We start from the raw sequence: 9,649 nt of genomic DNA, 5'->3' as shown, positions 1-9,649 counted from the left end.
CTCGTGACGGCCCAGCAGGGCCTCCAGGACGTCGAGCACGTGGCTCTCCTCGACGGCGCCGGCGTTGTCCATGACCGGGATCGACAGGACCGTCGCCTCCGGGCAGCCCTGGCGCAGGAGCCCCGCGATGAAGGTCGCGTGGCCCTGCAGCAGGCCCACGGGCTCGGCGGGCGGCGGTGCGGAACCCCCGTCCGGCGCCGCAGCGGGTGCCGGCACGGGGGGTTCGTCGGGCACGAGCCGGCCGTTCTCGTAGCGCAGCCGGACCAGCCGCGAGCTGTCGCGGAACCACGGGTGGTCGGCGACGGGCGTGTCGAGGAGCGCGACGACCGGGCTGCGGTCGACGGTGCGGGCACGCAGGGCGGGGTCGGGCAGCGCCAGGCTGACCGGCATCCGGCCGCCCCGTCCGGGAACGGAGTACTCCTGGAGCGCGGATCCGCCGATCCCGCCCCAGTAGCCGATGCCACCCCAGTAGCCGCCGATGCCACCCCAGTAACCGCCGATCCCGCCCCAGTAGCCGCCGATGCCACCCCAGTACCCGTCGGCGGGGCGCAGCACGTGCTCGAGGCTGAGCCGCTCGGCGACCGGGTCGCCCGCCTCACGCAGGCGCTGCAGCACGTCCCAGGCATCGACCGGCTCGATGGAGCGGCGGGGCAACAGCGTGATGCTCGTGCCCCACGCGGACCCGCGCAGCTGTGGAGGGGCGCCCCGCCGGCGCGTCACCTCGTAGTCGAGGCCCAGCCGGTCCAGCGCCTGCGCCAGGTCGTCGAGGATCCGCGTGCCACCGGACGCGTTGCGCGCCAGGATCCGGTCGGACAGGTAGAGCGCGGGCAGCGGCTGCCGGCCGTCGGTCAGGCGCATCGCCGTCGCGGGGTCGAGCGCGCGGACGGGCGGCCGTGCGGGAGGGCGCGTCGCACCCGTCGCGTTCTCGCCGTCGTCTCCTCGGGGAGAGCCTGGACCGGACTCGGACATCGACAACCTCCTGGAGCGGTGGGGGGGTGCTCAACAGACCCTTACACCGGACTGAGTGTCCGCACGGGGTTTCCTGATACATCGGGCGTTCGGAACGTCTTCGGACTTTTTCCACCCGGCACGTATCAGGACCGGACGAACCGGCTCTGGGACTTCAGGGGGACGGTCAGCGAGCTGGTTCAGGGAGCTGTGGAGGGGCAGCGGGCTCGATGACCGGGGACGTTCGAGACCTCTGTGGGGCGGTCTCGTCCGTATGGGGCGCCGGGCTGGGCAGCACCGGCGCCCCTTCCCCACGCGCTCGTGCGGACATACCGCACCAACCGGGCGTATGCCGTCGCGCGCGTCGCGTTTCTCCCGCCCGCGGCCACGGCGCATACTTCATTCACGTAGGCGGACACCAGGGACCGCGACGAACTCAGGGGGAGCACGATGCAGGGCACGACAGGCGTCCGCGCCGGCAACCGTCTGCGCATGGCGCTCGCGCCTGCCGCCTGCGCCCTCATCCTGGCGCTGGCGCTCGGGGGGTGCAGCACCGGCGCCCTGCGGACGACGTCAGCGGCGCCCGGGTCGACGTCCTTGAGCTCGCAGCCCGCCGAGCAGACGCCCACCGACACGCCGTCCGAGCCGGATGCGGCGGCGTCGGGCCCCATCCCCACGGTGACGGCTGACCCACTGACCCCCGTGACGCCCACCGCCACCCCGACCGCCACGGCCACCGGGGACACGCCCGCGACGGTGACGCCGGTGACGGCGCCCGGCACGCCCGTGCCCACGACCGCCGGCCCCGGCGGCACGGACTCGTCGTGCGCGCGGACGCTGGCGGCATACCCCGTCCTGGAGCCGGGCTCCAGGGGCGCTGCGGTGCGCACGCTGCAGTGCCTCCTCGACGACGCGGACTTCGGGCCGGTGGCCGTCGACGGCGTCTACGGGACCGAGACGCGTGCAGCCGTGAAGCGTGTCGAGGCGACGCTCGACGGCGCCGCGCCGCACCCCGGCCGCGTCGACGCCGGCACCTGGGTGGTCGTCATCTCCCGCTCGCTGGGGGACGTCACGCTGAAGCTGGGCTCCACGGGGCCGGACGTCGTGACCCTCCAGCGCGCGCTGCGCGCCGCGGGCGCGACGGTCACCGTCGACGGCCGGTTCGGGCCGCAGACCAAGAAGGCCGTCGAGCGCCTGCAGGACGCCAACCGCATCGGCGCCGACGGCATCGTCGCCGGCGAGACGCTCTTCCTGCTGAGGATGGGAGCGACGATCGGCTGACGCTCAGGCCCGCAGCTCGTCGAGCCAGGCCTTGGCACGGTCGAAGTCGTCGTCCGCGGTGCCGGGCCGCGGGTCGGGCCGGCCGCCGTCGGCGCGCGGGTAGGACCCGAGGAAGCGCACCTCGGCGCACACCCGCCGCAGGCCCATGAGCGTCTCGCCGACGCGGGCGTCGAGCAGGTGGCCCTCGAAGTCGATCGAGAAGCAGTACGACCCCATGGCCTCGCCGGTGGGGCGTGACTCGAGGCGCGTCATGTTGACCCCCCGGACGGCGAACTGCTCGAGCAGCTCGAGCAGGCCACCGGCGTGGTCCTCGCGCTGGAAGAGCACGACCGTGGTCTTGTCGGCCCCCGTCGGCTCCGGGAGGGTTCCCGGGCGCGCCACGAGGACGAAGCGCGTGACGGCCGAGGCGTTGTCGCCGATGTCCTCGGCCAGCACCTCCAGCCCCTCGTTGCGGGCGGCGACCGGGGCGCAGACGCCGGCGTCGAACATGACGTCGCCGGGGCCACCCAGGGCCGCAGCGCTCGCCGCCGTCGACAGCGTCGGGACGTACTGCGCGTCGGGCAGGTGGCGGCCCATCCACGCGCGCACCTGGGCCCACGCGTGCGAGTGGGTGCCCACCGTGCGGACCCGGGCGAGCGGTACCCCGGGGCGGGCGCAGAGCACGAAGGTGATGGGGACGAGCACCTCGCCGACGACGACGAGCGGCTCTCCCGTGGCCAGCGCGTCGAGCGTGGCGGAGACACCACCCTCGACGGAGTTCTCGATGGGCACCATGGCCGCGTCGATCTCACCGGCGCGCAGAGCCGAGAGCGCCGCGTCGACCGAGCCGAAGGGCAGGTGCTCGCGGCCCTCGGCGGCGTCCCACGCGTCTAGTGCCATCTGCGTGAAGGTGCCGCGCGGGCCGAGGTAGCCGAAGCGGTGCAGCTGCTCGGGCGTGCGGGGAGGGGTCACGAGCGGTCCTTCGCGTGCTGCGGCCCCCGGGACGGCTCGTCCTGCGTGGCCGACACGAGCGCCTGCTGCTCCTCGGGGGTCAGCGTGATGCTCGAACGGCCGCGGACGACGCCCTTGGCGTAGGTGCGGGACTCGCCGCGCGCGTGGATCGAGCTGAGCACGATGCCGTCGCCGAGGTCGTCGACGATGGCCGCCGAGAAGGACAGGCGCCCGCCCATGTCGCCGAAGGCGTCGTAGCGCACGACCGCGACGTTGCGCAGGCTCTGGCGCACGTCGTCCTCCGCGCTCGCCACGTGCTCCCGCAGGCCGGTCAGCTCGGCGCTGAGCCGGTCGATGCGGTGGTTCTGGGTGGCGGCGACGCGCGCGATGTCGGTCCGGCCGTCGCCACCGAGCGCGGCGAAGTCACGCCGCACCCCGGCGAGGCGCAGCTGCGCCGTGACCGCGAGGGCCAGGGCGAGGAGCGCGACGACGACGGCCGCGATGGCGAGCGTCGTCAGCGTCGGGGCGTCCACGATCGGCAAGGGTAGCCGCGGCAGCCCGGCCCGGCGCGCCGGTTCCAGCCCGTGACCGCGGCGGCTGCCGACAGCGCCGGTTTGTAGGGTGTCCTGCGTGATCCGCCGCCACCCCGTCAAGACGCTGGTCGTCCTGCTCCTGGTCATGGCGGCGGCCCTCACCCTCGCCTACGCCAGGCGCACCACGGTCCCGGTGCCCCCCACGACCCAGCCGCAACCGGGCGAGTCGCTCGTCGTCGTGGGCCTCGGGGGCCTGTCCTGGGACGACGTCTCCGCCAAGGACACCCCGATCCTGTGGGGGCTGCTGCGTGACGGCGCGGCAGCGTCGGTCTCGGTCAAGACCCTGCCGCTGACGACCTGCCCCACCGACGGATGGGCCACCGTGTCGGCCGGCGAGGCGGCGGGTCCTGACTCGGGCGAGGCGCGTCCCCGGTGCGAGCAGCTGCCCACCGTCACGGGCAACGCCACGTCGGGCTTCCGGGTCAGCGGCTTCGACGCCCTGGCGAAGTCGTCCAGAGAGGCCGAGTTCCGGGCGCAGCTGGGCCTGCTCGGTGACAGCTTCGCCGCCCAGAAGACGTGCATCCAGGCGGTCGGGCCGGGCGGGGCGCTCGCCGCCGCCACGTCCGACGGTCGGCTCGCGAGGTACAGCCCGTTCCAGGCCACCACGCTGACCTCGGACCTCGCCCAGTGTCCGGTCAGCATCGTCGACGTCGGCAGCATCGACACGACCGACCCCAACCCGACGCGTCACCTGGAGCTGGTCAACGGCCTCGAGCGCCGGATCGAGCTCGTCATGGAGGCCATGCCGAGCGGCGCCGACCTCCTGGTCGCGGGGCTCGCCGACCGCGACCAGCAGGAGCGCCTGCGGCTGCTCGCGGCGAGCGGGCCGCACTACGCACCCGGACTGCTCGCCTCTGCCTCCACCCGCCTGACGGGCGTCGCCCAGCTGTCCGACATCACGGCGACCATCCTGCAGCGCGGCGGCGTGACACCGAAGACGGAGATCGGCGGCCGCGCCCTCAGCATCGTGCCCTCGGCCAACAACAGCGAGGACACCGCGGCGAGCAAGCTGACGGCGCTCACCGACATCGACACCAAGGCCGACGCGATGCACCGCATCGTCGCGCCGTTCCTGACGATCTGGCTGGCCGGCACCGTGCTCGTGCTGTTCGTGCTGTGGCTCGTCGTGCGCCGGTCGCGCCCCTGGAACCGGCGCCTCACCCGGGCGAGGGCACTGCGCATGGCCCGACTCACGGGCCTGGTCTCGGCGGCGATGCCGGCCGCGACGTTCCTCGCCAACCTGGTGCCCTGGTGGCGTGCCTCGACCAACACCGTGGTGCTCGTCGTCATGCTCTTCGTCCTGGTCCTGGTGATCAGCGGGGTGCTCACGCTCGTGTGCCTCAAGGGGCCGTGGAGCAGCTCGTCCCTCGGCCCGCTCGCCGCGATGTGCGCGGTCACGGCGGGCGTCATCGGCATCGACCTGCTGACCGGATCGCGCCTGCAGATCTCCTCGATCTTCGGGCTCCAGCCGCTCGTCGGCGGCCGCTTCTACGGGATGGGCAACGTCGCGTTCGCCCTGTATGCCGCCGCCGTCCTGCTGCTGTGCGCGGCCCTCGCGCACGCGCTGATGAGGCGGGGCGCGCCGCGCCTGGCGGTCTGTGCGGTGGTCCTCGTGGGCGGGTGCGCGCTCGCGGTCGACGTGCTCCCGGCGTGGGGTGCCGACTTCGGCGGACCCATCGCGCTCGTGCCCGCGCTCGGCTTCCTGCTCATGGGCGTCATGGGCTGGCGCACCTCGGTGCGCAACGTGTCGCTCGTCCTGCTCGTGGCCGGGCTGGTCGTCGGCCTCGTCTGCTATCTCGACTGGCGCCGGCCCGACGCCGAGCGCTCGCACCCCGGCCGGTTCCTGCAGACGGTCATCGACGGAGGCGCCTGGGACGTCGTGTCCCGCAAGCTGTGGGCCAACGTCGAGCTGGCCGTGGCCATGCCCGCCCTCCTCGTGGCGGTCATCGCCCTCATGGTCGTTGCCGTCATGGTCGTGCTGCGCCCGGGGATCCTCGGCACCGAGCCGCTACGGCGCCTGCTCGAGGAGGCCCCGATCATGCGCCGCGGCCTGCTCTCGGTCATCGTCATGGCCGTCATCGGCTTCCTCACCAACGACTCCGGCGCCGCCATCCCGCCGGTCGCCGCCATCTTCACGGTGCCACTGGTGGTCTCGGCGGTCATGCACTTCCTTGCCATCGAGGCGCGCCGGGCCCCCGTCCGGCGTCGGCGCGACCGCCACCACCTCTGAGCACTCTGGGCTCGCTCCGCTCGCCCGTGTTCGGCGCGCCGCGATGTCACGCCTTCCCTCCTCGACTCGCTCGCTGGCGCTCGCACCGCTCGTCAGTCCAGGCGCGACGCGCGCCGAACCCTCGTCTCAGCCGGGTCCTAGGCGGCGGCGCAGCCGGCGCACACCCAGGGCGAGCGCGACGTCGCGGTACTGCGCGGCGCGGTGCACCTGCGAGCGCCAGTCGGCGCCGGTGACCCGGTGCTGCAGGTCGCACGGCACCTCGAGGACGGTCAGGCCCGCATCCAGCACGTCGACGGTCATGCCGACCTCGACCCCCCAGCCGCGCGCGAACGGGGTGGCTGCGGCGACGGCGGCGGGTGACAGGCAGCGCATGCCCGACAGGGGCTGCACCGGCGACCAGCCCGTCAGCTCCTCGATGCCGCGGCGAGCGAGCGAGACCACCAGGCCGTGCCCACCTGCACTGCCCTGCTGCTGCGGCAGGGTGGCGATCGTGAGGTCCGCCTCGCCGCGGGCGACCGGGGTGACGAGGGACCCGACGGCGTGCGCCGAGGCCTCGAGGTCCGCGTCGACGAAGAGCACCGCCGCGCCCTCGTCGAGGCGGCCGGCACGGCGCAGGCCCCTGACCCGACCGAGGCCGCTCATCATGGCGTCGGCCTTGCCGTGGTTGCGGTCGTGACGGATCACCTCGGCGCCCTCGCGCGCAGCGATGGCGTCGGTGCCGTCGGTCGAGCCGTCGTCGACGACCACCACCGCGGCGACGCCCGGGATCGTGCGGACACCGCGGATCGTCTCGGCGATCCGAGCTGCCTCGTCCTTGGCGGGGATGACGACGGCGACGGACGGCAGCCGGCGGGTCGTCGTCCCCGTCGTCATCCTCGGTGCCCCGCTCAGCGGAGGGTGACCTGGCGGTTGGTCAGGCCCGCCTTGGCACCGCGCTCTGCCGCGGTGAGGGTCTCGTCCGACGCGGCCGCCGCGTCGATCTTCGCCTTCATGGCCGCGACGGCGTCCTCGAACTCCGAGGCCTCGGCGTCGGGGTCGACCTCCCAGACCGGGATGAGCAGACCGCTCGAGCGGAAGCAGCCGAGGAGGCGACCGTCCTCGCCGAGGTGGCTCTCACCGGCGGCGTGCAGGCGGGCGAGGGCGTCGGTCGCCGAGTCCTCGTCGAAGGGAAGGACCCACCGCACGTAGGTGCGGTCGCCGATGCGGCACCAGAAGGCCGAAGGCGCGGCCTGGAGCTTGACCGTCGGGATCACGGACTCGTTGGCGCGCTGGAGCGACTCCTTGCCGTCGGCGTCCAGGTCTGCGTCGGCCACCCAGAAGTCGAAACCCTCGTGCAGCTGCATCTCGAAGGAGGCGTCGACATCGAGCAGGTCCTGCAGGCGGGGGCTGTCGACGGTGGCGACGGGAAGCGTCTCCACCGGCGAGCCGGGTGCGGCAGCCGATGCCAGGGCGATGGCCTGGGCGATGTCGCGGCTGGTGTCGCCGCTGGCGTTGCCGGACTGGATGCCGACGAGCACCTCGCCGCCCTCGCGGTGCAGCCCCGGCCAGGCGAGCGGCAGGACGGTCGCGATCGTCACCTCGTCGGGCGCGCCCTCTGGCGCCTTGCCCTCGGCGAAGCGCACGGTCGCGGTGGCCGCCGGCACGATCTCGCGCATCGCGACCCAGTCGGTCTCGTTCGGCAGGCCCTCGAAGGGCCGGGCCACGAACGGGGCCGGGAGCGGACGTGCAGAACGGTCAGCGCGCTCGCCGCGCGGTCGACGCGATGCCTTACCCATGGGCGCCACCCTAGTGGCCGGTTCGAACCCGCCCGCACGCGGCTGCGCTCAGCGAGGGTCAGTGTGAACGGCGCCGGGAGGGCCCGCCGAGCGAGGCCCAGACGGTGCGGCCGTTGGGTTCGTCGATGACGCCCCACTCGTGGGCCAGGGACCGCACGATGCGCAGCCCTCGACCACCGGGCGCCCACATGGCCGGCGGTGCCGGTCGCGGCACCGTGGGACCACCGCCGTCGGACACCTCGACCTCGACGACGTTGTTCTTGACCTTCCAGTGGATGCGGATCGCACCGTCAGCCAGGGGCTTGGCGTGCCGGATGGCGTTGGCGACGAGCTCGCTGACGACGATCTCGGCCTCGTCGATGACGTCCGTGCTGACCTGCCGGGCGAGCAGGTCCTGCACCAGCTCTCGACGGATCCGCGGGGCGGCCGCAGGCGCCCACTGGAGGCGTACGGTGCGCTTCTCTCCCAGCGGCGCTGCCGGGATGTTGCTCATGGGTCTCCTCGTGGGTTCGGCTCCTCGGGCGTCCGCACCGGCCTGGGCCGCCGAGCCGCTCCCCTGTGTGCTCGCCACGTCACGTCCTCCTCACGGGCGGCGATTCGCACTCCCCTGTCGCTGCAAGGTAACCAAACCTTCGCCCTACCTCAACGAACTGTGACTTTTTCCCACCGAAGGGCACCGCTCGCTGTCTTCGCCTAGCGCTGTCTAGGTCATGGCCTAGAAACGTGGATCCGGCTACATCCATCTGCACTCGACCTTTCAGTCGGCTCATACCCACCGCCCCGGGGCCCTTGCACCTTCCCCTCACAGCGATATATCGTCGACGTATCGCGACTGTTCGTGAGTCGCTGCGAGAAGGAGGACCACCATGCATGGACACCGACACACCCGACGCGAGTCCGGCTGGGACACCGGCTGGGGAGGCGGCTGGGGAGGTGGGTTCGGCCCGGGCCGCGGCCAGTGGGGCGGACCCGGGGGACCCGGAGGCCCGGGTCACGGCGGACGAGGCCGACCCGGACCACCGCCATGGGTCGCCGACCTCGTCCGGCACTTCGGCGGACCGGGCTTCGGGCCCGAGTTCGGCGGGCGCCGCGGGCCGCGGGCCCGACGCGGCGACGTGCGCGCCGCCATCCTCGACGTCCTGGCGGGCGACGAGATGAACGGCTACCAGCTCATCCAGCAGATCTCCGAGCGCACGGGCGGCGCCTGGAAGCCGAGCCCCGGCTCGGTCTACCCCACCGTCCAGCAGCTCGAGGACGAAGGGCTGGTCGAGGGCCGCGAGGTCGACGGCCGCAGGCTGCTGCGCCTCACGGACGCGGGCCGCGCCTACGTCGAGGAGAACGCCGAGGAGATGGCGGCCACGTGGCGGCCCTTCGAGGCCCCCTCCGAGGACGAGGAGGCGCCCCGCCCGGCCGGCGGCGCCGGCGACCTGATGCCCCTCGTCGGCCAGGTGATGGGGGGCATGTGGCAGATCGTCACCACCGGCACGTCGCAGCAGCGCGCCGAGGCCGCGGAGATCCTGACCGAGACCCGGCGCAAGCTCTACTCCCTGCTCGCCGACGGCGACCCTGAGTAGCAGCCACCGGGCAGGGCCCGAACCGCACGGCAGCACCCCGGGCGCGCGTCAGTCGCGTTCGGGGCGCAGCACGAAGAAGCCGAGGTCGCGCCCACCCGCCCGTTGCTCGTATGCCGTGTAGCCGGCATACCAACGCAGGGCTGCCTCCCACACCCGCTTCCTCTTGGACCCCGGACCTCCTCGGCACGCACCCGGTGCACCACGCCGTCGACCTCGAGGAAGGCATACGGGTGGGCCCGGAGGTTGACGTACCAGCCCGGAGGCCGCTCCGAACCGTAGTGGGAGGCGATGACGCCCCAGCCGTCGTCGAGCGGGGCC

General features: G+C 73.5%; 8 protein-coding genes and 2 pseudogenes. 3 read left to right on the top strand and 7 right to left on the bottom strand.

What is annotated here, in order from left to right:
• A pseudogene (locus tag ABD194_RS07715) lies at nt 1-969 on the bottom strand (hypothetical protein); the annotation flags it as partial.
• Between the two features lie 429 nt (nt 970-1,398).
• Between ABD194_RS07715 and ABD194_RS07710 the strand changes: the two are divergent.
• Nucleotides 1,399-2,229, top strand: coding sequence for a peptidoglycan-binding domain-containing protein (locus ABD194_RS07710; protein WP_343989705.1), 831 nt, complete (start codon nt 1,399-1,401; stop codon nt 2,227-2,229).
• Between the two features lie 3 nt (nt 2,230-2,232).
• On the opposite strand, the gene pheA is transcribed toward ABD194_RS07710, so the two are convergent.
• The gene (pheA, locus tag ABD194_RS07705; protein ID WP_343989703.1) at nt 2,233-3,180 is read right to left on the bottom strand and encodes a prephenate dehydratase; all 948 of its coding nucleotides are present in this window, start codon (nt 3,178-3,180) and stop codon (nt 2,233-2,235) included.
• Complete coding sequence (locus tag ABD194_RS07700; protein ID WP_343989701.1) at nt 3,177-3,692, bottom strand: DUF4446 family protein; 516 nt, start codon at nt 3,690-3,692, stop codon at nt 3,177-3,179. The genes pheA and ABD194_RS07700 overlap by 4 nt, the downstream gene beginning before the upstream one ends.
• A gap of 97 nt (nt 3,693-3,789) precedes the next feature.
• Here ABD194_RS07700 and ABD194_RS07695 point away from each other — a divergent pair, with 97 nt between their 5' ends.
• On the top strand, nt 3,790-5,982 hold the full coding sequence (locus tag ABD194_RS07695) for a hypothetical protein (RefSeq protein WP_343989699.1): 2,193 nt from the start codon (nt 3,790-3,792) through the stop codon (nt 5,980-5,982).
• Between the two features lie 126 nt (nt 5,983-6,108).
• On the opposite strand, the gene ABD194_RS07690 is transcribed toward ABD194_RS07695, so the two are convergent.
• Genes ABD194_RS07690 through ABD194_RS07680 form a run of 3 tightly spaced genes read right to left on the bottom strand, consistent with a single transcriptional unit; the run spans nt 6,109 to nt 8,250 of the window.
• Nucleotides 6,109-6,855: a glycosyltransferase gene (locus tag ABD194_RS07690; RefSeq protein ID WP_343989697.1), complete on the bottom strand. Its 747-nt coding sequence runs from the start codon at nt 6,853-6,855 to the stop codon at nt 6,109-6,111.
• Between the two features lie 14 nt (nt 6,856-6,869).
• Entirely contained in the window at nt 6,870-7,757 is an 888-nt protein-coding gene (locus ABD194_RS07685; RefSeq protein ID WP_343989695.1) for a DUF5926 family protein, read from the bottom strand.
• 58 nt (nt 7,758-7,815) lie between these two features.
• On the bottom strand, nt 7,816-8,250 hold the full coding sequence (locus ABD194_RS07680) for an ATP-binding protein (protein WP_343989693.1): 435 nt from the start codon (nt 8,248-8,250) through the stop codon (nt 7,816-7,818).
• Between the two features lie 373 nt (nt 8,251-8,623).
• On the opposite strand from ABD194_RS07680, the gene ABD194_RS07675 reads away from it, so the two are divergent.
• Nucleotides 8,624-9,331: a PadR family transcriptional regulator gene (locus ABD194_RS07675; RefSeq protein WP_343989691.1), complete on the top strand. Its 708-nt coding sequence runs from the start codon at nt 8,624-8,626 to the stop codon at nt 9,329-9,331.
• Between the two features lie 173 nt (nt 9,332-9,504).
• On the opposite strand, the pseudogene ABD194_RS21600 reads toward ABD194_RS07675, so the two are convergent.
• A pseudogene (locus tag ABD194_RS21600) lies at nt 9,505-9,649 on the bottom strand (nitroreductase/quinone reductase family protein); the annotation flags it as partial.

Origin of the sequence: Terrabacter terrae (genome assembly GCF_039529575.1) — a bacterium.
Lineage (GTDB): Bacteria > Actinomycetota > Actinomycetes > Actinomycetales > Dermatophilaceae > Terrabacter > Terrabacter terrae.
Note: the sequence above shows the minus strand (reverse complement) of the source record. Positions and strands in the feature narration are given on the sequence as shown.